General features: G+C 52.9%; 22 protein-coding genes and 1 pseudogene. 13 read left to right on the forward strand and 10 right to left on the reverse strand.

Annotated elements, in window-relative coordinates; translation table 11 throughout:
* The first annotated feature begins 158 nt into the window (after nucleotides 1-158).
* The 7 genes from dksA (at nucleotide 159) to panD (ending at nucleotide 5,891) form a co-directional block, all read left to right on the forward strand.
* Complete coding sequence (gene dksA, locus OGV75_RS05220) at nucleotides 159-614, forward strand: RNA polymerase-binding protein DksA (RefSeq protein ID WP_003018625.1); 456 nt, start codon at nucleotides 159-161, stop codon at nucleotides 612-614.
* Nucleotides 615-684: 70 nt separating this feature from the next.
* Nucleotides 685-1,581 carry a tRNA glutamyl-Q(34) synthetase GluQRS gene (gene gluQRS, locus OGV75_RS05225; RefSeq protein ID WP_016155714.1) on the forward strand — a complete coding sequence of 299 codons (897 nt, stop codon included), beginning with the start codon at nucleotides 685-687 and terminating at the stop codon, nucleotides 1,579-1,581.
* Between the two features lie 71 nt (nucleotides 1,582-1,652).
* Nucleotides 1,653-3,047, forward strand: coding sequence for a polynucleotide adenylyltransferase PcnB (gene pcnB, locus OGV75_RS05230; protein WP_203457720.1), 1,395 nt, complete (start codon nucleotides 1,653-1,655; stop codon nucleotides 3,045-3,047).
* Nucleotides 3,044-3,523: a 2-amino-4-hydroxy-6-hydroxymethyldihydropteridine diphosphokinase gene (gene folK / locus OGV75_RS05235; RefSeq protein ID WP_016151739.1), complete on the forward strand. Its 480-nt coding sequence runs from the start codon at nucleotides 3,044-3,046 to the stop codon at nucleotides 3,521-3,523. Before pcnB ends, folK begins: the two co-directional genes overlap by 4 nt.
* Before the next feature lie 120 nt (nucleotides 3,524-3,643).
* Entirely contained in the window at nucleotides 3,644-4,435 is a 792-nt protein-coding gene (panB, locus tag OGV75_RS05240) for a 3-methyl-2-oxobutanoate hydroxymethyltransferase (RefSeq protein WP_003829230.1), read from the forward strand.
* A gap of 125 nt (nucleotides 4,436-4,560) precedes the next feature.
* A complete protein-coding gene (gene panC, locus OGV75_RS05245) occupies nucleotides 4,561-5,415 on the forward strand; it encodes a pantoate--beta-alanine ligase (RefSeq protein ID WP_016151737.1) in 855 nt (284 codons plus the stop codon).
* Between the two features lie 95 nt (nucleotides 5,416-5,510).
* Nucleotides 5,511-5,891, forward strand: a complete 381-nt coding sequence (gene panD / locus OGV75_RS05250) for an aspartate 1-decarboxylase (protein WP_000621526.1) — start codon at nucleotides 5,511-5,513, stop codon at nucleotides 5,889-5,891.
* 6 nt (nucleotides 5,892-5,897) lie between these two features.
* Here panD and OGV75_RS05255 read toward each other — a convergent pair whose 3' ends face one another.
* From OGV75_RS05255 to OGV75_RS05270, 4 genes and pseudogenes are all read right to left on the reverse strand, one after another.
* Complete coding sequence (locus OGV75_RS05255; RefSeq protein ID WP_286480412.1) at nucleotides 5,898-7,127, reverse strand: polysaccharide deacetylase family protein; 1,230 nt, start codon at nucleotides 7,125-7,127, stop codon at nucleotides 5,898-5,900.
* A 61-nt stretch (nucleotides 7,128-7,188) separates the two neighbouring features.
* Nucleotides 7,189-7,628, reverse strand: a pseudogene (locus OGV75_RS05260) (PTS sugar transporter subunit IIA).
* Nucleotides 7,629-7,731: 103 nt separating this feature from the next.
* Nucleotides 7,732-8,502 carry an ABC transporter permease gene (locus OGV75_RS05265; protein ID WP_003829467.1) on the reverse strand — a complete coding sequence of 257 codons (771 nt, stop codon included), beginning with the start codon at nucleotides 8,500-8,502 and terminating at the stop codon, nucleotides 7,732-7,734.
* The gene (locus OGV75_RS05270) at nucleotides 8,499-9,425 is read right to left on the reverse strand and encodes an ABC transporter ATP-binding protein (protein ID WP_046275357.1); all 927 of its coding nucleotides are present in this window, start codon (nucleotides 9,423-9,425) and stop codon (nucleotides 8,499-8,501) included. The genes OGV75_RS05265 and OGV75_RS05270 overlap by 4 nt, the downstream gene beginning before the upstream one ends.
* A 101-nt stretch (nucleotides 9,426-9,526) precedes the next feature.
* On the opposite strand from OGV75_RS05270, the gene can reads away from it, so the two are divergent.
* Nucleotides 9,527-10,216, forward strand: a complete 690-nt coding sequence (can, locus tag OGV75_RS05275; RefSeq protein ID WP_016151733.1) for a carbonate dehydratase — start codon at nucleotides 9,527-9,529, stop codon at nucleotides 10,214-10,216.
* Nucleotides 10,217-10,286: 70 nt separating this feature from the next.
* On the opposite strand, the gene hpt is transcribed toward can, so the two are convergent.
* Entirely contained in the window at nucleotides 10,287-10,823 is a 537-nt protein-coding gene (hpt, locus tag OGV75_RS05280; protein WP_016151732.1) for a hypoxanthine phosphoribosyltransferase, read from the reverse strand.
* Nucleotides 10,824-11,026: 203 nt separating this feature from the next.
* Between hpt and OGV75_RS05285 the strand changes: the two genes are divergently transcribed.
* The gene (locus tag OGV75_RS05285) at nucleotides 11,027-13,417 is read left to right on the forward strand and encodes a glucose/quinate/shikimate family membrane-bound PQQ-dependent dehydrogenase (protein ID WP_032931273.1); all 2,391 of its coding nucleotides are present in this window, start codon (nucleotides 11,027-11,029) and stop codon (nucleotides 13,415-13,417) included.
* 34 nt (nucleotides 13,418-13,451) lie between these two features.
* On the opposite strand, the gene OGV75_RS05290 is transcribed toward OGV75_RS05285, so the two are convergent.
* On the reverse strand, nucleotides 13,452-13,973 hold the full coding sequence (locus OGV75_RS05290) for a hypothetical protein (protein WP_016155709.1): 522 nt from the start codon (nucleotides 13,971-13,973) through the stop codon (nucleotides 13,452-13,454).
* A gap of 121 nt (nucleotides 13,974-14,094) precedes the next feature.
* Nucleotides 14,095-15,711, reverse strand: a complete 1,617-nt coding sequence (gene cueO / locus OGV75_RS05295) for a multicopper oxidase CueO (protein WP_046275358.1) — start codon at nucleotides 15,709-15,711, stop codon at nucleotides 14,095-14,097.
* Between the two features lie 153 nt (nucleotides 15,712-15,864).
* Here cueO and OGV75_RS05300 point away from each other — a divergent pair, with 153 nt between their 5' ends.
* Nucleotides 15,865-16,212, forward strand: coding sequence for a YacC family pilotin-like protein (locus OGV75_RS05300; RefSeq protein WP_003018667.1), 348 nt, complete (start codon nucleotides 15,865-15,867; stop codon nucleotides 16,210-16,212).
* A gap of 27 nt (nucleotides 16,213-16,239) precedes the next feature.
* On the opposite strand, the gene OGV75_RS05305 is transcribed toward OGV75_RS05300, so the two are convergent.
* Nucleotides 16,240-17,235, reverse strand: a complete 996-nt coding sequence (locus tag OGV75_RS05305; protein WP_286480413.1) for a LacI family DNA-binding transcriptional regulator — start codon at nucleotides 17,233-17,235, stop codon at nucleotides 16,240-16,242.
* Between the two features lie 199 nt (nucleotides 17,236-17,434).
* On the opposite strand from OGV75_RS05305, the gene OGV75_RS05310 reads away from it, so the two are divergent.
* Nucleotides 17,435-18,877: a sugar porter family MFS transporter gene (locus OGV75_RS05310; RefSeq protein WP_286480455.1), complete on the forward strand. Its 1,443-nt coding sequence runs from the start codon at nucleotides 17,435-17,437 to the stop codon at nucleotides 18,875-18,877.
* A gap of 17 nt (nucleotides 18,878-18,894) precedes the next feature.
* Entirely contained in the window at nucleotides 18,895-20,958 is a 2,064-nt protein-coding gene (locus OGV75_RS05315) for a glycoside hydrolase family 36 protein (RefSeq protein WP_200013958.1), read from the forward strand.
* 83 nt (nucleotides 20,959-21,041) lie between these two features.
* Here OGV75_RS05315 and yacL read toward each other — a convergent pair whose 3' ends face one another.
* Both yacL and acnB read right to left on the reverse strand, forming a co-directional pair.
* On the reverse strand, nucleotides 21,042-21,404 hold the full coding sequence (gene yacL, locus OGV75_RS05320) for a protein YacL (RefSeq protein ID WP_075847966.1): 363 nt from the start codon (nucleotides 21,402-21,404) through the stop codon (nucleotides 21,042-21,044).
* Between the two features lie 174 nt (nucleotides 21,405-21,578).
* Nucleotides 21,579-24,176 carry a bifunctional aconitate hydratase 2/2-methylisocitrate dehydratase gene (gene acnB, locus OGV75_RS05325; protein ID WP_016151723.1) on the reverse strand — a complete coding sequence of 866 codons (2,598 nt, stop codon included), beginning with the start codon at nucleotides 24,174-24,176 and terminating at the stop codon, nucleotides 21,579-21,581.
* Nucleotides 24,177-24,623: 447 nt separating this feature from the next.
* Between acnB and OGV75_RS05330 the strand changes: the two genes are divergently transcribed.
* Nucleotides 24,624-26,225, forward strand: coding sequence for a DUF3300 domain-containing protein (locus tag OGV75_RS05330; protein WP_286480414.1), 1,602 nt, complete (start codon nucleotides 24,624-24,626; stop codon nucleotides 26,223-26,225).
* The last annotated feature ends 7 nt before the right edge of the window (nucleotides 26,226-26,232 follow it).

Raw genomic sequence — 26,232 nt, forward strand, 5'->3', positions numbered from 1 at the left:
ATTAGTATTCTGGGCGCATGGGCAAATACGCTTTTCCTCACAGGGTTGTCAAGTGTTACGTTTAGATAATTGCTATCCGGAAAAGCATCTGCTATTTATAGCGACCTGATTTTTCCCCCGAACATGGGGATCGATAGTGCGTGTTAAGGAGAAGCAACATGCAAGAAGGGCAAAACCGTAAAACATCGTCCCTGAGTATTCTCGCCATCGCTGGGGTGGAGCCGTACCAGGAGAAACCGGGCGAAGAGTATATGAACGAAGCCCAGCTGTCGCACTTCAGGCGTATTCTTGAGGCATGGCGTAATCAACTTAGGGATGAAGTTGATCGCACCGTATCTCATATGCAAGACGAAGCGGCTAACTTCCCTGATCCGGTGGACCGCGCCGCACAGGAAGAAGAATTCAGCCTTGAGCTGCGTAACCGTGATCGTGAGCGCAAACTGATCAAAAAGATCGAGAAGACGCTGAAGAAAGTAGAAGACGAAGATTTCGGCTACTGCGAATCATGCGGCGTAGAAATTGGTATTCGCCGTCTGGAAGCGCGTCCAACAGCCGATCTGTGCATCGACTGTAAAACGCTGGCAGAAATCCGCGAAAAACAAATGGCAGGTTAATTCCGGTCATTTTTACCACGTTTACTACAGGCGGGAGCTTCTCCCGCCTTATTATTTGTTAGCCCGCAAAATGAGCGATTCACATTATATTGGCCGCTTCGCCCCTTCCCCCTCTGGCGAACTCCATTTTGGTTCACTGATTGCCGCCCTCGGGAGTTACCTGCAGGCCCGTGCTCGTCGCGGAATCTGGCGGGTACGCATTGAAGATATTGACCCCCCTCGTGAAGTTCCCGGTGCTGCAGACACGATTCTGCGTCAGCTGGAACATTACGGGCTGCACTGGGATGGCGATATTTTATGGCAATCCCAGCGTCATGACGCCTACCGCGAGGCGCTGGCCTGGCTGCATCAGCAGGATCTGAGCTATTACTGCACCTGTACGCGCGCGCGTATTCAAAGCGTCGGCGGTATTTACGACGGTCATTGCCGTGAGCTACGCCACGGGCCTGAACAGGCGGCGGTCCGCATTAAGCAACGCCATCCGGTGATGCAGTTTACGGACCAACTGCGCGGTGTGATTCAGGCTGATCCGCGGCTTGCAAAGGAAGATTTTATTATTCACCGTCGCGACGGGCTGTTTGCCTATAACCTCGCGGTGGTGGTAGACGACCACTTCCAGGGCGTGACGGAAATTGTGCGCGGTGCCGATCTTATCGAACCGACGGTACGGCAAATTTCGTTGTATCAACAGTTCGGCTGGCAAGCGCCGGACTATATTCATCTGCCGCTGGCGCTCAACGAACAAGGCGCTAAACTTTCAAAACAAAATCATGCACCTGCACTGCCGCAAGGCGATCCACGCCCGGTGATTGTTGCTGCGCTGCGCTTTCTCGGCCAGCACTCCGATATCCCGTGGCAGGAGATGCGCGTGGATCAGATTCTCACGTTTGCCATTGAAAACTGGAGTCTGACAGCGGTGCCAGAATCGGCGATCGTAAATCCGCCATTCTCAAATGCATCATGCTGAGCTATGATTAGCCGCTATTTTTACACAGCAACACTTGTTCTGATTGAAGTTTGACACTACCGAGGTGCACTATTTTTACCCGAGTCGCTAATTTTTGCCGCAAGGTGCTAAGCCGCGAGGAGCGCGAGGCCGAGCTCGCCGTCGCCCGTCCACATATGACGGTAATCCCGCGTGAGCAGCACTCTATCTCCCGCAAAGATATCAGTGAAAATGCCCTGAAGGTAATGTACAGGCTCAATAAGGCCGGATACGAGGCATGGCTGGTTGGCGGAGGCGTACGCGATCTTTTGCTGGGCAAAAAGCCGAAAGATTTTGATGTCACGACTAACGCCACGCCAGATCAGGTGCGAAAACTGTTTCGTAACTGTCGTCTGGTTGGTCGCCGTTTCCGTCTGGCCCATGTCATGTTTGGCCCGGAAATTATCGAAGTGGCAACTTTCCGTGGTCATCATGAAGGCAGCGAGTCCGATCGCACAACCTCACAGCGCGGACAAAACGGTATGCTGCTGCGCGACAACATCTTCGGTTCCATCGAAGAAGATGCCCAGCGTCGCGACTTCACGATTAACAGCCTGTATTACAGCGTGGCCGATTTCACCGTGCGTGATTACGTTGGTGGCATGCAGGATCTCGAAGAGGGCATCGTTCGCCTGATCGGTAATCCGGAAACGCGCTACCGCGAAGACCCTGTACGTATGCTGCGGGCCGTGCGCTTTGCCGCCAAGCTCGACATGCGTATCAGCCCGGAAACCGCTGAACCAATCCCGCGTCTGGCAACACTGCTTAACGATATTCCCCCCGCACGCCTGTTTGAAGAAGCGCTCAAACTGTTACAGGCGGGCTATGGGTATGAAACCTATAAAAAACTGCGTGAGTACAGCCTGTTCCAGCCGCTGTTCCCCACCATTACGCGCTATTTCACCGAAGACGGTGACAGCCCAATGGAACGCATCATCGCTCAGGTGCTGAAGAATACCGATAACCGCATCCACAATGATATGCGCGTTAACCCGGCGTTCTTGTTCGCCGCCATGTTCTGGTATCCGTTACTGGAAGCTGCGCAGAAAATTGCCCAGGAAAGCGGTCTGGCTTACTACGATGCCTTCGCACTGGCGATGAACGACGTACTGGATGAAGCCTGCCGCTCGCTGGCGATCCCGAAACGTCTGACCTCGCTGACCCGTGATATCTGGCAGTTGCAGCTACGCATGTCTCGACGCCAGGGCAAACGCGCCTGGAAGCTGATGGAGCATCCGAAGTTCCGCGCCGCTTACGATCTGCTGGCCCTGCGTGCCGAAGTGGAAAACAACGCTGAACTGCAGCGTCTGGCGCAGTGGTGGGGAGAATTCCAGGTTTCAGCACCGCCGGAACAAAAAGGCATGCTCAACGAACTCGACGAAGAACCGGAACGCCGTCGTCATCGTCGCCCGCGTAAACGCGCCCCGCGCCGTGAAGGTTCCGCGTGACCATCGCCTATATCGCTCTCGGCAGTAATCTGGCCTCTCCTCTGGAGCAGGTTAATGCTGCCGTAAAAGCGATTGGCGACATTCCCGACAGCCGTATCGTCGCTGTTTCCTCCTTTTACCGCACACCGCCATTAGGCCCACAGGATCAGCCAGATTACCTGAACGCTGCCGTGGCGCTGGAAACCACTCTCGCTCCCGAAGAATTGCTTAATCATACCCAACGCATTGAGCTGCAACAGGGACGCGTACGTAAAGCCGAACGCTGGGGGCCGCGCACTCTGGACCTCGATATTATGCTGTTTGGCGATGAAGTGATTAATACCGAACGTCTGACCGTGCCGCACTACGACATGAAAAACCGTGGTTTTATGCTGTGGCCGCTCGCTGAAATCGCACCTGAGCTTATCTTCCCGGAGGGTATCAGCCTGCATCAGCACCTCACCCATCTTGGTGCAGCAAAACCTGCACACTGGTAAAGTATCCTCTCCCCTTCAGCGTTTACTACTTTAGTGCCAAACGGTTGCTTAAAACAATTGCCCCCCTGAATGTGACTGTTAGAATGCCGATAAATATGACTTTCATCATCAGGAAATGTTATGAAACCCACCACCATTTCACTGCTGCAGAAATGCAAGCAAGAGAAAAAACGCTTCGCGACCATTACCGCCTACGACTACAGCTTCGCTAAGTTATTTGCCGACGAAGGCATTAATGTGATGCTGGTTGGCGACTCGCTGGGCATGACGATTCAGGGGCATGACTCCACCCTACCGGTTACCGTTGAAGATATTGCTTACCACACTCGTGCCGTACGTCGTGGCGCCCCCAACTGTCTGCTGCTCTCCGACCTGCCATTTATGGCTTACGCCACGCCGGAACAAGCATTTGAAAACGCCGCGGTGGTGATGCGGGCGGGCGCTAATATGGTCAAAATTGAAGGCGGCGCCTGGCTGGTGGATACGGTAAAAATGCTCACCGAACGCGCCGTACCGGTTTGCGGTCATCTGGGATTAACACCGCAGTCGGTGAATATTTTCGGCGGCTATAAAATTCAGGGCCGCGGCGACGCCGGGCAGGTATTGCTGGATGACGCGCTGGCCTTAGAAGCCGCTGGCGCTCAGTTGCTGGTGCTGGAGTGCGTGCCGGTTGAGCTGGCGAAGCGCGTCACCGAAGCGCTGTCGATTCCGGTTATCGGTATCGGCGCTGGTAACGTCACCGATGGACAAATCCTCGTCATGCACGATGCCTTTGGCATTACCGGTGGCCACATCCCGAAATTTGCGAAGAATTTCCTCAATGAAGCAGGCGACATGCGCGCCGCAGTGCGGCAGTATATGGCTGAAGTGGAGTCCGGCGTTTATCCGGGCGAAGAACACAGTTTCCACTAATTTTTCAGGCCATATATCGGCCTGAAAAGCGTAGCGCCATCAGGCGGTTCGCTGCATGTTGCCGGATGGCGGCGTAAACGTCTTATCCGGCCTACGGTTCCTCAGGCAACTCAAGGAGTCTTGTCGTGTTAATCATTGAAACCCTGCCGCTGCTGCGCCAGCATATTCGTCGTCTGCGTCAGGAAGGCAAACGCGTCGCTCTGGTTCCCACCATGGGCAACCTGCACGACGGCCATATGAAGCTGGTCGATGAGGCAAAAGCGCGGGCTGATGTGGTGATCGTCAGCATTTTCGTCAACCCGATGCAGTTTGACCGACCGGACGATCTGGTGCGCTATCCGCGCACGCTGCAGGAAGATTGTGAAAAGCTGAACAAGCGTAAAGTCGATTACGTTTTTGCGCCTGCCGTTGAGGAAATCTACCCGCAGGGGCTGGAAGGCCAGACGTTCGTTGAAGTTCCCGGTCTCTCCACCATGCTGGAAGGCGCCAGCCGTCCAGGCCATTTCCGTGGCGTTTCCACTATCGTCAGCAAGCTGTTTAACCTGATCCAGCCTGATATCGCCTGCTTTGGCGAGAAAGATTTCCAGCAGCTCGCACTGATCCGCAAAATGGTGGCGGATCTGGGTTATGACATTGAGATCGTTGGCGTGCCGATTATTCGCGCCAAAGACGGTCTGGCGCTTAGCTCACGTAACGGTTATCTGACCGCAGAGCAGCGAAAAATTGCGCCGGGTCTGCACAAAGTGATGAACGGCATCGCTGAAAAGCTGCTTGCCGGCCATCGTGACCAGGAAGAGATTATTGCCATTGCCGAGCAGGAACTGAATGAAAAAGGCTTCCGTGCCGACGATATTCAGATACGTGATGCCGACACGCTGCTGGAGCTGACGGAAACCAGTAAACGCGCGGTGATTCTGGCCGCCGCCTGGCTGGGTCAGGCACGTCTGATCGATAATCAAAGCGTTACATTAGCCCAGTAGACAGGGGTTAAAAATCAGGCAATACTGCCTGAGAATTTCTCAAAGCAGGCCAGTAGTGCCTGCTTAGCCAAGGTAAACGACAGGGTATAGAAGTTATGATTCGCACCATGCTGCAAGGCAAGCTCCACCGCGTAAAAGTCACGCAGGCGGACCTGCACTACGAAGGCTCCTGCGCCATCGACCAGGATTTCCTCGATGCCTCTGGTATTCTGGAAAACGAAGCTATTGATATCTGGAACGTGACCAACGGTAAACGTTTCTCAACCTATGCGATTGCGGCTGAACGCGGCTCCAGAATCATCTCGGTGAACGGCGCAGCGGCACACTGTGCTGAAGTCGGCGACATTGTGATTATCGCCAGCTTCGTCACCATGTCTGATGAAGAAGCCCGCACCTGGCGTCCGAAAGTGGCCTACTTTGAAGGCGACAACGAAATGAAGCGCACCGCGAAAGCCATTCCGGTACAGGTTGCCTGACAGCCCTTACCCTTGCGGCTGATTACTTATCAGCCGCGACATCATCTCCAGCGAATCCGTTCTTAAAATATAAAGTCTTTTCAATAAGAACGGATTATCCCCCGGTTTAACCTTCCCTCTCACCGTGGTGACCGCCATGTGGAATCCCGCGTCGCCTGCCGCTTTTACTGCGGTGGCGTTATAGCCGCCAAACGGGTAAGAAAGATAAAGAACGTGAGGGTTAAACTGAGACAACGCCCGACGCGAACGGGCAAAATCAAACAGAATATTGTGATAGCTGCGACTCAGCAGGATTGGCCGGTGATTCGCATCAACCCGATGTAAAAAATGGGTATGCGACTGGAAGTCGAACACGTCCCTAATCTCATTCAGTTCCGCGATGCTCATAAACTGCAGTGATTTCGGATCCCACTTCTGCGAGTGGCGCTTGATACGTGAGGAGATAATAAACGCCGTTGCCTTCATGCCGTGCTGCTTCAGAATCGGGTAAGCATAACGACTCACCGACTTCAGACCATCATCAAAAGTCAGCACCACCGCCCGCGCCGGGAGATTCATATTATTGCGAACATAGCCTTCCAGTTGGTACATCGTCAACGTGGTGTAGCCGCGGTCCTGTAGCCAGGCCATCTGGTTGCTGAAGGCGCGTACGGAGGTTGTCGTGGAGGTGTGACGAAAACGGGTATTCTCTTCATCGCGCAGAATATGGTGATAGGTTAACACCGGGATACCGTTGTCTTCCTGCGCATCCAGAGCGCTGATATAGGCCAGTCTGCCGCCAATACGGATCTGGTACCAGGTTTGGTTGAGACGGTCTTTAAGCTTGCTGATAACCGGATAACGCAGATTATCCGCCAGCACGCCAAACGGGGCGCTACCAACATCCGGAGCGTTATAAACCGGCGTATCTTTCCAGGTGATCAGGCTTTGGTTGCTGAGGGGTTTATTGAGATCGCCCAGACCATCGTCGACTTTCTGCCGCCCCTGCACAGGCTCCAGATGCCCTTTATCAATAAACCCGGTACCAAAACCAAAGGTAAATTCGTAATAGTCTGCCGCAATTGGCTCAACGGCGAGGATCTGCCCGGCGCGAATATTTCCTACCGTCACCATCTTGTTGCCAATCTGCGCCCACACGGCGGCTGCTTCGGTGGTTTGCATGTAGCGAGCAGGCAAAGCCGCAGCTATGCTGCCAGAAAACAGGAGCAATAAAACAAGCAGAACGCGCATCACCATATGAGATAACCGAGGCGAGAAACCCCGGCTATTGTAGCAAAAGCGCCATCAATACCAATGATTAATACTCATACAAATCATGCTTCAACACGAAGGGGGGATTTTTCTGTTGTTGATGCCAGAGGCTAGAGACTTCGGGCCCGCCAAGCGCAACGATGCTATCACGAAACGCAGAACTGCTCATCGATTCCCGCGACGAAAGCATTCGCTCAAGCAATGGATAACTGATACCTGAAATCACTTCACACTGGGGATGTTTATGGCTCATTAACGAAGCCACGCGGTAAGGCGCGGCCCCGGCCATATCCGTCAGGAATATCACCCCCTCGCCAGAGTCTGTAGCATGCAGGGCATGGCACATCATGCGACTTAGCATATTCGAGCTAAGCCCACGCCAAAACTCACCGCCTGGCATTGAACCAACGGGCCGTACTTTTTCTCCAGACGATGCAGCATATCCTGTGCCTTATCATCATGACAGGTAATTACCCAACCTAGCATTGCCTACCTCCTTAGCAGGCAAGTAGTTTATCAGGGTGATAAATCCGTAATGGTGATAAGCATCAAAAGTCTTCCTCTCCCAGGCAAGGAGAGGAAGAAAGACTTAGCTGCGCAGGCCGCGTCCGCGCTGAATCAGGTACCAGCACAGCAAATAAAACGCCGCGATAAACACCACCAGCACGCCAAAGGTCGTGACCAGCGGAACATCGTGGATCCCCAGGAAGCCGTAACGGAAACCGCTAATCATGTAGACAATCGGGTTCAGATGCGACAGTCCCTGCCAGAACGGCGGCAACAGCGTTAACGAATAGAAAACGCCGCCCAGATAGGTCAGCGGAGTCAGCACGAAGGTTGGGATCAGGCTGATATCGTCAAAGGTTTTAGCGAAAACCGCGTTCAACAGACCGGCCAGCGAAAACAGCACCGCTGTTAACACCAGCGTAAGCGCCACAAAGACCCAGGAATGCACCTGGAACGGCACAAAGAACAGCGAAATCGCTGTTACCAGGATCCCTACGCACAGGCCACGCGCCACGCCGCCGCCAACAAAGCCGGCGATGATCACGTGCGTCGGTACCGGAGCAACCAGTAACTCTTCAATGTTGCGTTGAAACTTGGCGCTGAAGAATGACGATGCCACGTTAGCGTACGAGTTGGTAATTACCGCCATCATAATCAGCCCTGGCACGATAAACTGCATGTAGCTAAAACCATGCATTTCGCCGATACGCGAGCCGATCAGGTTACCAAAGATAATAAAATAGAGCGTCATAGTAATGACGGGAGGAACCAGAGTCTGGACCCAGATTCGCATAAAGCGGTGGATCTCTTTCGCCCAGATGCTTTTCAGCGCAACCCAATAAAGCTGCATCATGCGCGATCTCCTTGTTTTTCATGCACCAGAGAAACAAACAGTTCTTCCAGTCGGTTCGCTTTGTTTCGCATACTCAATACCTGAATGCCCTGGGCGCTCAGCTGTGAGAACACGCTGTTGACCCCCTGTTCACGCAGGACTTCCACTTCCAGCGTGGAGGTATCCACCAGCCGGTATTGATAGCCCTCCAGTTTTGGCAGCGGGCTTTTCGGCGCCAGATCGAGAATAAAGGTCTCGGATTTCAGCTTAGAGAGCAGGCTCTTCATCGAGGTGTTTTCCACCAGCTCGCCGTGCTGAATAATGCCGATGTTGCGACACAGCATTTCCGCTTCTTCGAGATAGTGAGTGGTCAGAATAATCGTGGTGCCTTTGTCGTTTAAATCCTTTAAAAAACCCCACATTGAACGACGCAGCTCAATGTCGACCCCCGCCGTCGGTTCATCAAGGATGAGTAATTTAGGCTCGTGCATTAGTGCGCGGGCAATCATCAGACGGCGTTTCATCCCGCCGGAGAGCATGCGCGCGCGCTCGTTACGTTTTTCCCATAAATCGAGCTGCTTTAAATATAATTCGCTGCGTTTGACCGCCTCTTTATACTCAACGCCGTAATAACCCGCCTGGTTGACTACGATCTGCTGCACGGTTTCAAACGGGTTAAAGTTAAACTCCTGCGGTACCAGACCAAGCTGGCGTTTCGCATTAACGGTATCTTTTTCAAGATCGTATCCGAAGACGCTCACCCGCCCAGAGGTTTTATTCACCAGCGAGCTGATTATCCCGATGGTGGTGGACTTGCCTGCGCCATTCGGTCCCAAAAGCGCATAAAAATCCCCCGCTTCGACTTGCAAATCTATTCCGCGTAACGCCTGAACGCCACCGGGATAGGTTTTTTTAAGTTGTTGAAGTTCCAGAGCAATGGTCATGGTTTTTTACTTACCTTACATTCTAATGCTTGATATTTGGTTTTAATAAATCAGGAGTTAACCTATATTAGCGCAACGCAATTCAATTGGTTACAGCCTCCATGAAAGACATAGATACACTCATCAGCAACAACGCGCTATGGTCAAAGATGCTGGTAGAAGAGGATCCCGGATTTTTTGAAACGCTGACTCACGCACAAAATCCGCGCTTTTTATGGATTGGATGTTCCGACAGTCGCGTTCCCGCAGAACGTTTAACCGGTCTTGAGCCGGGTGAATTATTTGTTCACCGTAATGTTGCCAATCTGGTTATTCACACCGACCTGAACTGTCTCTCAGTGGTTCAGTATGCGGTGGATGTGCTGGAAGTGGAACATATTATTATTTGCGGCCACTATGGATGTGGTGGCGTACAGGCGGCTATTGAAAATAAAGAACAGGGGCTGATTGATAACTGGTTACTGCATATTCGCGATATCTGGTTTAAACACAGTTCACTGCTGGGCGAAATGCCGCAGGAACGTCGCATTGACACCCTGTGCGAACTGAATGTAATGGAGCAGGTCTACAACTTGGGCCACTCAACCATCATGCGTTCAGCCTGGAAGCGCGGTCAGAAAGTTACCATTCACGGCTGGGCTTACGGTATTCATGATGGCCTGCTGCGCGATCTGGACGTCACCGCCACCAGTCGCGAAACGCTGGAACAGCGCTATCGCCAGGGGCTGTCTAACCTCAGCCAGAAACATACCAATCACAAGCAGATACCAACAAGCGGCAGCGACGCTTAAGTCGCTTTTCGGCCTGCGGGGAAGTATCGTGCAGGCCGAATAAGCAAAGCGCCATCAGGCGCTCCCGACATTACTCGTCCAGCAGTACCACTTTACCAACGTACGGCAGATGGCGATAACGCTGGGCATAGTCAATACCATAGCCGACAACAAACTCATCTGGGATAGAGAATCCGATAAACTCAACCGGAACATCCACTTCACGACGGGTAGGTTTGTCCAGCAGCGTACAAATAGCCAGGGATTTCGGCTCGCGCAGGCTCAGAATCTCACGCACTTTGGACAACGTATTACCGGAGTCGATGATGTCTTCGACAATCAGCACGTCCTTGCCACGAATGTCTTCATCCAGGTCTTTCAGGATTTTAACATCGCGCGTGGTGGACATTCCGCTGCCATAGCTGGAAGCAGTCATGAAATCGACTTCGTGGGAGACATGCACTTCACGGCACAGGTCGGCCATAAACATAAATGAGCCGCGTAACAGACCAACCAGAACCATATCGCTGCCGCTGTCCTTGTAACGTTCGTTAATCTGACGTCCCAGTTCAGCAATACGCGCTTTGATCTCCGCTTCCGGGATCATGACTTCAACAGTATGTTTCATATCTCTAACCATATGATTTAAAAACAAATCACTCAATGCTAACTTTTAATAAGCCAGCATCTAAGCGCAAGGCACGCAGTATACCAGCAAAAGCATTCATACGCGGCATCTGTTGATAAAGTTCATAATGTGACGTTTATCACGCGTTTTAGCTCCTATAATTAACTGCTATTAAAGAAATAACACCTGTGATGGTATTTTTTATGGCAAATAACAACGTACGTTCTCAACGGCTTATCGTGACCCTGAGCGCCCTGTTTGCGGCACTTTGTGGACTATATCTCCTGATTGGTGGAGGCTGGCTGGTCGCCATCGGTGGCTCCTGGTATTACCCGATCGCGGGCCTTGCCATGCTCGGTGTGGCTCTCCTGCTGTGGCGCAGTAACCGATCCGCCCTTTGGCTGTATGCCGCCCTGCTTCTCGCCACCATGATTTGGGGCGTCTGGGAAGTCGGCTTTGATTTCTGGGCGCTGACGCCGCGTAGTGACATCCTGGTCTTCTTTGGTATCTGGCTTATCCTGCCTTTCGTCTGGCATCGCCTGATTATCCCTTCCAGTGGCGCAGTAGCGGCGCTGGTGGTGGCCCTGCTGATTAGCGGCGGTATCCTGACCTGGGCTGGCTTCAACGACCCACAAGAGGTTCACGGCACGCTGAGTGCAGATACCTCTCAGGCCGATGCAATCTCAGCGGTTGCCGACGAGGACTGGCCGGCTTACGGTCGCAATCAGGAAGGTCAACGCTACTCACCGTTAAAACAAATTAACGCTGACAACGTTCATCAGTTGAAAGAAGCCTGGGTATTTCGTACCGGGGATTTAAAACAACCCAACGATCCCGGTGAAATCACCAATGAAGTCACGCCAATAAAAGTGGGGGATACTCTTTATCTGTGTACCGCCCATCAGCGGCTGTTCGCCCTGGATGCGGCCAGCGGGAAAGAGAAGTGGCATTTCGATCCCCAACTCAATACCAATACCAGCTTCCAGCACGTAACCTGTCGCGGCGTTTCTTATCATGAAGCCAGACCGGATACGGCTTCTGCAGAGGTGATGGCCGACTGTCCGCGCCGCATCCTTTTGCCGGTCAATGATGGTCGACTGTTTGCCTTGAATGCCGAGACCGGCAAGCTGTGCGAAACCTTCGCCAATAAAGGTATTTTGAATCTGCAGACCAATATGCCGGATACCTCACCGGGCCTGTACGAACCGACGTCTCCCCCGATAATCACCGATAAAACTATCGTTATTGCCGGGTCGGTAACCGATAACTACTCAACCCGCGAAACATCCGGGGTGATACGTGGTTTTGACGTCAATAACGGCAAGCTTCTGTGGGCGTTTGATCCCGGAGCCAAGGATCCTAATTTCATCCCATCAGATGAACATACCTTCACCTTTAATTCACCCAACTCCTGGGCGCCTGCGGCCTACGACGCGAAGCTGGATCTGGTGTATCTGCCCATGGGCGTTACCACGCCGGATATCTGGGGCGGTAACCGCACACCGGAACAGGAACGTTACGCCAGCGCCATTCTGGCGTTAAATGCCACGACCGGGAAATTGGCCTGGAGCTATCAGACCGTTCACCACGATCTGTGGGATATGGACTTACCGGCGCAACCAACCCTGGCGGATATTAACGTCAATGGAGAGAAAATTCCGGTCATTTATGCCCCGGCAAAAACCGGTAATATCTTTGTGCTCGACCGCCGTAATGGTGAACTGGTGGTGCCTGCCCCGGAAAAACCGGTGCCGCAAGGTGCAGCCAAAGGTGATTATGTCAGCAAAACCCAGCCGTTCTCCGATCTCAGTTTCCGTCCGCAAAAAGATTTAAGTGGTGCGGATATGTGGGGCGCAACCATGTTTGACCAGTTGGTGTGCCGCGTAATGTTCCACCAGCTGCGCTATGAAGGCATTTTTACCCCGCCTTCAGAGCAAGGCACTCTGGTGTTCCCGGGTAACCTCGGCATGTTCGAATGGGGCGGTATTTCCGTTGATCCCAACCGTCAGGTAGCCATTGCCAACCCGATGGCGCTGCCGTTCGTTTCTAAGCTGATCCCACGCGGTCCCGGCAACCCGATGGAGCCGCCGAAAGATGCCAAAGGTACTGGCACGGAGTCCGGTATTCAGCCGCAGTACGGCGTACCGTTCGGCGTAACGCTCAATCCATTCCTTTCACCATTTGGCCTGCCGTGTAAGCAGCCAGCATGGGGCTACATTTCCGCCGTAGATCTGAAAACCAATCAAGTGGTGTGGAAAAAACGCATTGGCACGCCACAGGACAGCATGCCATTCCCAATGCCGGTTCCGGTGCCGTTCAATATGGGGATGCCGATGCTGGGTGGACCTATCTCCACCGCGGGTAACGTGCTGTTTATAGCCGCGACTGCCGATAACTATCTGCGCGCATACAACATGAGCAACGGTGAAAAACTGTGGCAGGGTCGGCTTCCGGCAGGCGGCCAGGCAACGCCGATGACGTATGAAGTTAACGGTAAGCAATATGTGGTGATATCCGCCGGGGGCCACGGCTCATTTGGCACCAAGATGGGCGATTATATTGTGGCATATGCGTTGCCGGACGACGCGAAGTAAAATGGACAACGCCCGCTAATCAGCGGGCGTTTTTTTATTCAAACTTCAGTGACAGTAACGACGCTTTTGCGGCTTCCTGATACTGAGCCACAAGATCTTTGGTCATATTGAAGGAGACCTGCACCGCTTTCTCGTTTTGCGAGGTAATCAGCAGCATATTGAGAATTTCAGTATCCGGCGCTTGAGAACGGAAAGTAATCAGCCACGCTTTATGTCCATCAACCGTGACAGGTTCCGCCTGCGGCTTGAAGTTGGTCAGCATCTTCAGTGTCGCATCCTTTGCCATATCCAACTGAGCGGCAGGCAACGCGTTGCGCCCGGCGGTAATACCTAGAGACGCTTTACCGCGTTCGTCACCGTAAATCACCTGTGGACGGTTTTCAGAAGGGTATTTGATTTTTGCCATTTCGTCCGGCATTGGCGTGAGCGTCTGCGGAATTTCGAGACTTAAATTCAGTTTTGAAATCTGTTGGCGTTCCATCTTCATCGCAGCCTGTGCCGAAACCGCCAGAAGCATAATAAAAGATGCCGTCAGTACTTTTCGCAAAAGGGTCATGAATACCTCGTGATGAGTGAGTAACCTCATCAGTATATGAATGCCTTTACTCGACGATAGAGTAATAATCCGTTTTTGAAATAAACATTTAGCGGATAGCGCCACCGCTATCCGCCGCTGTTTATACGGTAAAACCGAGCATCATCCCGGTATCCTCATGCTCTAACAAATGGCAGTGCGCCATATAGGCATGTTCCTTTGGCGCGTCGTGGTCAAATTTCACCAGCACCTCGCTCACGCCGCCCTCAACCCGCACCGTATCTTTCCATCCCGCGCGGTGCGCAGCAGGTGCTTTGCCATTTTCAGACAGAATACGGAACTGCGTGCCGTGAATGTGGAACGGATGCAGCATCATGTCGCCCTGACCGGAAATCACCCAGCGTTCGTGTTGACCTTTCGCCGCGGCAAACATCGGTTTATTCATATCAAACGCCTGACCATTAATCCGGTTGGCATTATGGAAATCGAATGTTCCATGCTTCATGTTGCCCATGTCACCATGCTGCATATTCCCCATCTCACCGTGGTTCATATTGCCATGCTTCATGTTCCCGTGGCCCATATTGTCATTATTCATATGGCCCATCATCTTGCCATGATCCATACCCGCCATAGCCTGAGCGCCGTACTTCTTCATCAACATTTGCATGCCCATCATGTCGAGCATTGGGTCCATCGATAATTGCAGTTTGCGCACCGTCAGCCCCTCAAGCGATGGCAGCGCCGGCATGGATGTCAGCGTATCCGGCAACGTGCCGGAAGCAGTAATCAGCAGCGGCTGAACGCGCATCACCGGATGCGGCTTATCAAATGGCGCAATCGCCATGCCCATCTGACCCACAGGCAGAGTGACCAGATCAAACGCTTTACCGTCGCTCACATCCACCAGCACTTCAAAGCGTTCGCCCATCAGCATAGGAAGTTCGGTTACTTTTACTGGCTCCGCCAACAGTCCGCCGTCGCTGGCAATAACGTACAAAGGACGATTGTCGCTGGCCGCGATATTCAGTGAGCGTGCGTTACAACCATTTAGCAGACGCAGGCGTAGCCAACCGCGCGGTGCAGCATGCTGAGGATAAATCGCCCCATTGGTCAGCAGCGTATCGCCAAACCAACCGACGGCAGCGGTCATGATGTCCAGTTGATAGTTAACCTGACCATCAGCAGAGAACTGTTTATCCTGAATAATCACCGGCACATCATCAATACCCCACTGCTTAGGCAGCAGCAACTTGCGAATCTCTTCATCTTCAATCAGCACCAGTCCGGCCAGGCCCATCGCCACCTGATGACCGGTCTTCCCATGCTGATGCGGGTGGAACCAGCAGGTTGCCGCGCGCTGATCCGGTGTGAAGGTCACAGAACGTTTCCCACCCGCCGGAATAATACCTTGCGGGCCACCGTCGACTTCACCGGGGATTTCCAGCCCGTGCCAGTGCAACGTCGTCTCTTCGGCAAGCTGGTTATGGATATCCACCGTCACCGATTGCCCTTTGCTCAGCTTGACCGCCGGCCCGAGCAAACTGCCGTTATATCCCCAGGTCGTGGCTGTTTTACCGGCAAAACTCGACTGTCCGGCTTGCACGATCAGCTGCATACGGTTAGAGGCATCTGCGGTTAACAGGTCTGGAATGGGTAATGCGGGACGGTCTGCAGCAAATACGCTCCGGCTCCACAGAGGTAACGCTGACGCGACGCCCAGCGCCACGGAGTACTTTAAAAAGTCACGGCGTTGCATAATCACTTCCTTATATTCAGCAGCTTAAGCAGGCTATCTTTTAAGCATAAGCCTTCCCCTTACGGGAAGGTCAAGTAAACGGCTAATAATAAAGGTCGTCGCTTCGCTCGCAGTGTGCTAACGTTTAAATTCCGTGATGCAGTGGTAGAAGCAATGAAGACGTTTTTCAGAACCGTTTTGTTCGGCAGCCTGATGGCCGTATGCGCAAACAGCTACGCGCTTAGTGAGTCCGAAGCCGAAGATATGGCCGATTTAACGGCAGTTTTTGTTTTTCTGAAAAATGACTGTGGATACCAGAATTTGCCAAATGGGCAGATTCGTCGCGCACTGGTCTTTTTTGCCCAGCAAAACCAGTGGGACCTAAGTAATTACGACACCTTCAATATGAAAGCGTTGGGTGAAGACAGCTACCGCGACCTCAGCGGTATTGGCATCCCAACGGCCAAGAAATGCAAAGCGCTGGCACGTGACTCCCTGAGCCTGTTGGCTTACGTTAAATAGCCGCGCTGCGGAACCAGCAAGCTTCGCTTACTCTTTTACCGGCAACGTCAGCAACACTGATTTTGCTTGGTTTTCCCCTTTAGTGACTCTCAATATCGCCAGCCCCAGTTGCCGCCCAACCTCTTCGAGATCGACGGTAAAGAGACAACTCGACGACACCACTCGCACAGAAAAATCGCTGCTTGCCGTGGCACACAGCATGTTTTTTTCATTGAGTCCGCACTCGGGTAACGAGGCCAGATAGTGACTCGCCCCCGTCAGTAAAAAGTCGTTGATGAAAATAATGAAATCAGGCCGCTCTGGCTGCTGTAGAAATTGCCGCGCGGCCTCTTCACCGGAAGATTCAGCTACGCTGCCAAAGAAAACCAACCCGTCATGGTAATGAATCCCTTGCACCGCCAACGCCTGCAAACAGCCGGTCAAGAACTGACGGCCATGCATACTGTCCGGGCCAAGCGTCGCAATGGCAATACGTTGCGCTCCGCGACGCAGTGCCGCACGCACGCATTGTTTCCCCATCTCCTCATGATGAAAATCGACCCAATTGAAGTTCCCGCCCAGCGAGCGGCTTTGCCCCATCGTCACAAAGGGAAACTTTAGTTCATCAAGCAGAAGGATCCGTTCATCATCAATACGAGTGTCTGTCAGGATAATCGCGTCAGCACGGTTCTGCTCAACAATTTTATGCAGCAGTTGTAGCTCACTTTCGCGATCGGTAGAAATATGGATGACCGGATCGATGGCACTCTCTTTTAAACTAGCCTGCAGCCCCCTGGCGATAGCCATAAAGAACGAGGCGGTATGGATATTGCCATCATCCGCTGCAGGCAGCAGCAGAGCCACGACCCCTGTTTTACCACTACGCAAATAGCGGGCTGATGCATTTGGCCGGTAACCCAGTTTATCCGCCGCTTCCAGTACCTTTTTACGTGTGTGGTTACTAATATCACTTTTATTATTTAGCGCTTTCGAAACCGTCGCTGTCGAAAGATTAAGATACGCCGCTAGCTCTTTTATATTCATATTTATTATGGACTAAATAGCTCTGAACAAGGATATTCCTGCCAATTTAACTGATTAGTTTTTACGTGACAATAAAAAACATTTCGACACGACTTTATTGTGTAGCAACGATCACAATTATGCAGTTACAACCATTGAAATCATTATTTTTCAGATCTAGCATAAAACAATACGAAATCGATTAAGTATTAAAACAAAAATCTCTGAAAATAATCATACAAACAAAGGTACTTATATCATGACATTAGATAGTACGCTTCCAGCTGCGGCCAAAAAACATAAAACGCGCCCCCAAGTCATCTGGATTTGCCTGTTGGCTGCGCTCGCAGGGCTGTTATTTGGCCTGGATATCGGCGTCATTTCCGGCGCACTACCGCTGATCGCTAAAGAGTATCAACTGCTGGATAGCCAGCAGGAGTGGGTGGTCAGTTCAATGATGGTCGGCGCCGCCGTCGCAACTCTGTGTAGCGGTTTTCTGGCCTATCGCCTGGGCCGTAAATACGCTTTATTAATCGCCGCGGCCTCCTTTTGCATAGGAGCGATTATTTGCACCTGCGCAGTTGGCCCAGGGATGCTCATCGTCGGACGGCTGATCCTCGGCGTCGGTCTGGGTGTCGCATCTTATGCGACACCACTCTATCTTTCTGAAATAACGCCAAAAAACATTCGCGGTGCAATGATATCAGCCTATCAATTGATGATTGCGCTAGGCATCTTGCTGGTTTTTCTGACCAATACCGCCTTTAGCTACAGCGGAAACTGGCGCGGTATGCTGCTGGTTGTCGCCATCCCTTCACTGGTCTTTCTGTTCGGGGCGCTATTCCTGCCGCGCAGCCCGCGCTGGCTCATGATGCATGGCCGTGAAGAGGAGGCTCGGATAGTGTTAATCCGCCTGCGTAATAGCCGTGAAGAGGTGGAGAATGAGCTTAGCGAAATTAAAGAACAGCTCAACGTTAAGCAACAAGGCTGGAATTTATTCAAAGAAAACAGGAATTTTCGTCGCAGTGTTAGCCTGGGAATTATTTTGCAAATCATGCAGCAGTTCTCTGGCGTAAATGTGATGATGTATTACGCGCCGCGTATATTCCATGAAATTGGCTTCACTTCAACAGCCGAGCAGATGTGGGGCACGGTTATTGTGGGCTTCGTGATGACGCTCGCCACCTTTATTGCCGTCGGCTTCGTCGATCGCTGGGGGCGAAAACCAATGCTGTACGCTGGTTTTATCACGATGGGTTTCGCTATGAGCATCGTAGGGACGTTGCTGGGCGGTGATGCGTTATCAGCGCTGGAGAAAGGTATCACGGTTACCATGCTGTTGCTGTTTATCGTCGGCTTCTCCATGTCTGCCGGGCCGCTTATCTGGTTATTGTGCTCTGAGATTCAACCGCTGAAAGGCCGAGAATTTGGTATCACCTGCTCTACTTTTACCTGTCACATCGCCGGGATGATTGTCAGTGCAACCTTCCTGTCATTGCTAAATAGTTTAGGTAGCGCCCATACATTTTATTTATATGCGCTACTGAATATTGTCGCCCTCGTGATCATCTATCTTTTTGTGCCTGAAACAAAAAATATTTCACTGGAGCGCATTGAGCAAAACCTGATGGCAGGAAAAAAACTGCGAAATATCGGACAATAATACAAGGGTGCGACAAGATGAGCTTTATAGACTTTAAAGAAGATAACTTTCATATTTCCTTCGAGTTAAATGAAGAACAACAAATTTATATCAGCCAGTTTTTACTTGTCGGAAAGAGTGATGTACAGGGTGCATTCCCTCTTATTCAGGTGCATGTCAGTGGCCATAATCAAAACGATCACCACGCCCGTAAGCATACCGGTAGCGAACCAGGCTCCTCTCTGCGCTATCACGCCCATCGGGAAAGCGAAAATGCGCAGGGGAAAAAACTGGAGATAGATCTACATAGCCCAGCGGTTCACGCTCGCTGGCATCTACAGCATTTTCGTGGGCTACAGGCGGCCCGCGTCTGGTGTGATATCCGTAACGCCAGCGCCGATACTATCGGCCTGGAGTATGTCAGTTCGCTGACGTTGTTCGCCATCGACAGCCTGCCCTGGCAAAAAAATAGCGTCCTGCATCTACCGCATAATAACTGGTACGGCGAAGCACAGTGGAAAAGCGCCACACCACCAGAGCTTGGGCTGGATAAGGTGAATGTCTTCTCCCTTAATCGTATCGCTATCGAAAACACAGGAACCTGGTCCAGTATTGGCTATCTTCCTATGGCGGCATTTGAAGACACGGCGGCAGGAACAACACTGCTCTGGCAAATTGAGCATAACGGTTCGTGGCAATGGGAGATCGGTGATTTCCGTAATCGTCTCTATTTGCAGGCTAGCGGGCCAACGGAAAACGAAAATCACTGGTGGAAACAACTACTACCCGGTGAAACCTTTACCTCCGTGCCTGTTGCCGTAAGCCAGGTACACGGCGGGCTGCAAGAGGCGCTACAAGAGATAACGCGCTATCGTCGACGAATAATGCGCCCTTCACAGGATAATGTGCAGCTACCAGTGATCTTCAATGATTATATGAACTGCCTCTCAGGTGACCCTACAACTGAAAAGTTGCTGCCGTTGATTGATGCAGCCGCAAAGGCTGGCTGCGAATATTTCTGTATTGATTGCGGTTGGTACTCGGACGGTGAATGGTGGGATGGCGTCGGTGAATGGCTGCCTTCATCCGCGCGTTTCCCTGGCGGGATCCACGAACCGCTTGAGTATATTGCCGCCAAAGGGATGAAATCAGGTCTGTGGTTAGAGCTTGAGGTCATGGGCATAGCTTGTCCGCTGGCGCAAAAGCTGCCCGATGAGTGTTTTTTCCAGCGTCATGGCAAACGGGTTATCGACCACCAGCGCTATCAGCTCGATTTCCGCCACCCATTGGTACAAGAACATGCCGAACGGATCATCACGCGCCTGGTCGAGGATTACGGTGTTAGCTATATCAAAATGGATTACAACATCAATGCAGGCAGCGGTACTGACTACCAGGCCGACAGCAGCGGCGATGGCCTGTTGCAACATAACCGTGCCTATCTAGCCTGGCTGCAGAAAACAATGCAACGCTACCCACAACTGGTGATCGAGAACTGCGGCAGCGGTGGTTTACGGATGGATTACGCGATGCTGCAACAGCACAGTATTCAATCCGTTACCGATCAAACCGACTATCGGCTCATGGCGGCTATCGCTGCTGCCGCAGCGTCAGCAGTCACTCCTGAGCAAGCTGCTATCTGGTCTTATCCCCTGCGTGAGGGGGATCGGGAAGAAGTGGTGATGAATATGGTTAACAGCATGCTGCTGCGGGTGCATCAGAGTGGTCATCTGGCGGAGTTGAGTGAAGAACGTTTTGCGCTGGTTCAGGAAGGGATTGCGCTGTATAAAACATTTCGCGAGAAAATTCCGCATCTACAGCCTTTCTGGCCGTTGGGTATGCCCACATTATCCTCACCGTGGTTGGCCTTTGGCCTGCGTAACGAGCATGAGGCGTGGCTCGCGGTATGGCGTATGGACAGCGAACAAGGAGCGATGACCGTCCCTCTCGCGCAACTCGCCACTATCACCTGCGTGTATCCCCAGGCCGAACAGTCGCGCTGCCAGCCTATACTCCAGTCGTCAGGTGCCTGCGTTTTTCTGAACCAAAAGATGACCGCAAGGTTATTTCACCTTACTTTTACCAGTGAATACACCCGATAACGGGCCTGCGAAAAAGTGCTCGGCTATCGGGTGCGCACAGCGCTCACCCGATAGTAATGCGGAGCCGAGTGGCTCCGCGTTGATTAGCGTTGTTGTACAAACTCGCGGTACGCCGCCACGACCTGAAGAAAGTCCTCTACGCCGCAAAGTGAAAAGCTCTCTTCGTCGTAGTAGCTCATCCCCTCTTCCATTTCATCTCCGGAGAATTCCAGCTGATTGGCGCGCACCATCACCTCTTCACCATCCAGCCAGAGCGTGTATTCATGCCCTGCTCGCTGCCAGGAGCGCTCACTGCCCTTCACCGCATGCGCCGCCTGTTCCACTTCATCAAGTAAGGCCAGGTTCTCTTTCACTTCTTCGTTAAACCAGTGCCCCACCACCTCGTGGCCCATGGACATACGCACTTTTACCACTCCGGTAATATCGCGCAGAAATTCGTAATCCATAATGTCTTCCTCTGCTCCTGGCAATGCGCCAATACCGCATTGCGCCTTGCTGTAATTATCGCAGCAGCGCGGCAGAAAAAAAGCGTAGCGGGTATAAGGAATAGAAATAAAAATGCCCGGAGAAGCAGACTTCTCCGGGCATTGATGCGTTTTTACACAAATCGCGTTAGCGTATTACACCGCGGTCTGGAAAATCACACCATCGGCTTTCTCAGTATACTGAGACAACTGGTCGAAGTTCAGATAACGGTAAGTATCCACCGCCGTCTTATCAACCTGCGCCACATAGGTCTGATATTCTTCCGCCGTCGGCAGTTTGCCAATCAGCGCCGCAACCGCCGCCAGCTCCGCAGAAGCCAGGTAGACGTTCGCCCCGGTACCTAAACGGTTCGGGAAGTTACGGGTAGAGGTCGAAACCACCGTTGCGCCGTCAGCCACACGCGCCTGGTTACCCATGCACAGCGAACAGCCTGGGATCTCAATACGCGCACCGCTCTTACCAAACACGCTGTAGTAGCCTTCTTCGGTCAGTTGCGCCGCATCCATACGGGTTGGCGGAGCCACCCACAGACGCGTCGGCAACTGGCCTTTGTGTGCATCCAGCAGTTTACCCGCCGCACGGAAGTGGCCGATGTTGGTCATGCAGGAGCCGATGAAGACTTCATCGATCTTCTCGCCCTGCACGTCAGACAGCAGACGCGCGTCGTCCGGATCGTTCGGTGCACACAGGATTGGCTCTTTGATATCCGCCAGATCGATGTCGATCACCGCCGCGTATTCTGCGTCAGCGTCGGCTTCCAGCAATTGCGGATCCGCCAGCCATTTTTCCATCCCCTGCACACGACGCTCCAGCGTACGGCGATCGCCGTAACCTTCAGCGATCATCCACTTCAGCAGAACGATGTTAGAGTTCAGATACTCAACGATCGGCTCTTTGTTCAGTTTGATGGTACAACCGGCAGCGGAACGTTCAGCGGAGGCATCGGTCAGTTCGAACGCCTGCTCCACTTTCAGATCCGGCAGACCTTCGATTTCTAGGATGCGGCCAGAGAAGATGTTTTTCTTACCTTTCTTCTCAACGGTCAGCAGACCCTGTTTGATCGCGTACAGCGGAATGGCGTGTACCAGATCGCGCAGGGTAATCCCCGGCTGCATTTTGCCTTTGAAACGCACCAGAACGGATTCCGGCATATCCAGCGGCATCACGCCGGTCGCAGCAGCAAACGCCACCAGGCCAGAACCCGCCGGGAAGGAGATACCAATCGGGAAACGAGTATGGGAGTCACCGCCGGTGCCGACGGTATCCGGCAACAGCATGCGGTTCAGCCAGGAGTGGATTACGCCATCCCCCGGACGCAGCGACACACCGCCACGGTTCATGATGAAGTCCGGCAGAGTGTGGTGCGTGGTCACGTCAACCGGCTTCGGATACGCGGCAGTGTGACAGAAGGACTGCATCACCAGGTCAGCAGAGAAGCCCAGGCACGCCAGGTCTTTCAGTTCATCACGGGTCATCGGGCCGGTGGTATCCTGAGAACCCACGGAGGTCATCTTCGGTTCGCAGTACGCGCCCGGACGGATACCTTTCACGCCGCAGGCGCGGCCCACCATTTTCTGCGCCAGAGAGAAGCCGCGGCTGCTTTCCGCCACGTCTTTCGCCTGACGGAATACGTCGCTGTGCGGCAGTCCCAGCGCTTCGCGCGCTTTGGTGGTCAGGCCACGACCGATGATCAGCGGAATACGGCCACCAGCGCGCACTTCGTCGATCAGCACATCAGTTTTCAGCTCAAAGCTTGCCAGCAATTCGCCGGTTTCGTGGTTACGCACTTCTCCTTTGAACGGGTAAACGTCAATCACGTCGCCCATGTTCATGTTCGAGACATCCACTTCGATTGGCAGTGCGCCCGCATCTTCCATGGTATTGAAGAAGATCGGTGCAATTTTGCCGCCGAGACACAGACCGCCGCCGCGCTTGTTCGGTACATGAGGGATATCATCGCCCATGAACCACAGTACGGAGTTGGTTGCAGATTTACGCGAAGAGCCAGTACCAACAACGTCACCCACATAAGCCAGCGGGTAGCCTTTTTTCTGCAGTTCTTCAATCTGTTTGATCGGGCCTACCGCGCCCGGCTGGTCCGGTTCGATACCTTCACGGGCATTTTTCAGCATCGCCAGCGCGTGCAGAGGGATATCCGGGCGAGACCATGCGTCCGGTGCCGGAGAGAGGTCATCGGTGTTAGTTTCACCCGTCACTTTAAACACGGTAACGGTGATTTTTTCAGCCAGAGCTGGACGGTTCAGGAACCATTCGGCATCGGCCCAGGACTGCATTACCTGCTTCGCATATTCGTTGCCCGCTTTGGCTTTTTCTTCTACATCGTAGAAGTTATCGAACATCAGCAGCGTTGAAGAGAGCGCTTTGGCGGCAATCGGCGCCAGTTTTGCGTCGTCAAGCGCGTCGATCAGCGGATGAATGTTGTAACCACCCTGCATGGTGCCCAGCAGTTCAATGGCTTTTTCTGGAGTCACCAGCGGGGAGGTGGTGTCGCCTTTCGCGACGGCAGCGAGAAAACCCGCTTTAACATAAGCGGCTTCATCTACGCCAGGAGGAACGCGGTTGATCAACAGGTCTAACAGGAATTCTTCTTCGCCCACAGGCGGGGTCTTCAGCAGCTCGACAAGTGCGGCCATTTGGGTTGCGTCTAACGGTTTTGGCACAATCCCCTGGGCAGCACGCTCAGCTACGTGCTTACGGTATTCTTCTAGCACGACGATATCTCCTCGCTCTCATTGTCATAATGCGGCGCTTTTGTAGATGGGCGATTCTCTTCACGCTCCTGTGAGACAGTAGTTAGTAGGGTAAATGCCCGGTACCGCGTAAGGCACAATAACAGGATTTTCATTAAGTGTTAATCCGTTTACAAAAAAGCAACATAAAAAATTGGCTGAATCGTTAAGAATGGTGTAGCGACAAGGCGGGGCGTAATTTAGGCTCCCTAAAAACGATGTAAAACGGTTGATTTTCAAGCGCGACATGCTGAATATTCCAGCGATTTTTCAGCCATCAGATATAATTGTGTAATAAATCTTCACACTCTTTTTCCGGACCTGCCGGGTGAATCCCCAATAAAAGTCAAAACTATCTAACACGGGTGAATAATACTCGCGGCAACAGAACGCCTCACGGCACAGCGCTTGTCTCGTTGGAGTCATTTTATGAAGTTGCCCTTTAAGCCACATCTGCTTGTCCTTCTGTGCAGTGCCGGGCTGTTTGCCGCCTCTGGCGTGATGTTCGTTAAAAGTCGCGCAACGGAGCCAGTAGCTCCAGCCCCCGTCACACAGCAACCGTCCGCACCGGCTCCAGCTCCCGTAGCGGCCCCTGCCCCGGCCGATCAACCAGCGCCCACCGCAGCCCCTACGTACACATCGGCACAAATCGATCAGTGGGTTGCGCCTATCGCGCTCTATCCGGATTCACTGCTGTCGCAAATTTTGATGGCCTCAACCTACCCGGCCAACGTCATCCAGGCCGCGCAGTGGTCAAAAGACAATCCCAAAATGCAGGGTGATGCCGCCATTCAGGCCGTTGCCAGCCAACCCTGGGATCCCAGCGTGAAATCGCTGGTGGCGTTTCCACAGCTGATGTCGCTGATGGGTGAAAATCCGCCGTGGGTACAGAGCCTGGGCGATGCATTCCTTGCGCAGCCGAAAGAGGTTATGGATTCCGTTCAACGCCTGCGTGCGCTGGCGCAACAGACCGGAGCGTTGCAATCTACACCGCAGCAGACCGTTACTACCGTGGTCAAAGCTGCACCGGCTAAAACTGTCACCAGCGAGTCAACGACCACAACAGCCACGACCGCCGCCTCAGCAAGCCCAACGGTAATCAAAATTGAATCCGCCGACCCGCAGGTAGTTTACGTTCCCACCTATAACCCAAATACGGTTTACGGTACCTGGCCGAACACCGCCTATCCGCCAACCTATCTACCGCCAACGCCCGGCGAGCAGTTTGGCAACAGCTTCGTTAACGGTTTAGGCTTCAGCCTCGGCGTCGCCACAACTTATGCTATCTTCAGCAATATTGACTGGGATGACGACGATGACTGGGATCACCATCATAACGATGACTGGGATAACCATGGCGGCTATAACCGCAACGGTGATAACAACATCAATATCAACGTAGATAACTTCAATAAAATCAGTGGACAGCGTCTGACGGATGCCAACCGTACCTGGCAGCACAACCCGGCCTATCGCGAAGGGGTTCCGTACCCTAATAGCCAGCTCAATAACCGCTTCCACTCCACTAACACGGCTACGGGCCTAAGCTCAACCCAGCAAAGATCGGTCAACCGTGATAGCCAGCGTCAGGCAGCGTTGAGCCAGATGGAAAAATCAACGGGGAAAACCTTCCCCCAGACGGCGCGTACGGGAACGAAAGACGCCCAGCGTCAGGCATCCAGCCAACAGCTAAAGCAAATTTCCCAGCGTAATAACTACCGTGGTTACGATAGCAAACCGCAAACGGCAAAACGGGCAAACGCTCAGCAACATGAACATCGCCAGGCCGCCACTCAGCGACAAGAGAAACGGGTCACGCAACCAGCGCAGCAACGCAACGTGCAGCAGCGCAATCTTCAACAGCGTACCAGCCAGCCGCGGGCCAATGCGCTGAGCGGCAACGACAGTCGCTCCGCCAGTTGGCAGGCGCAGCAGCAGCGAGGGGCTCAAAGCAGGCAGGTCGCCCGCAACCAGCCATCTCGCCAGCTATCCGGCGACCGTGCTGAACACCGTGAATTCCGTCATCGTTAAGGGAAGC

This window comes from Citrobacter sp. Cb028 (assembly GCF_030336705.1).
Classification (GTDB): domain Bacteria; phylum Pseudomonadota; class Gammaproteobacteria; order Enterobacterales; family Enterobacteriaceae; genus Citrobacter; species Citrobacter braakii.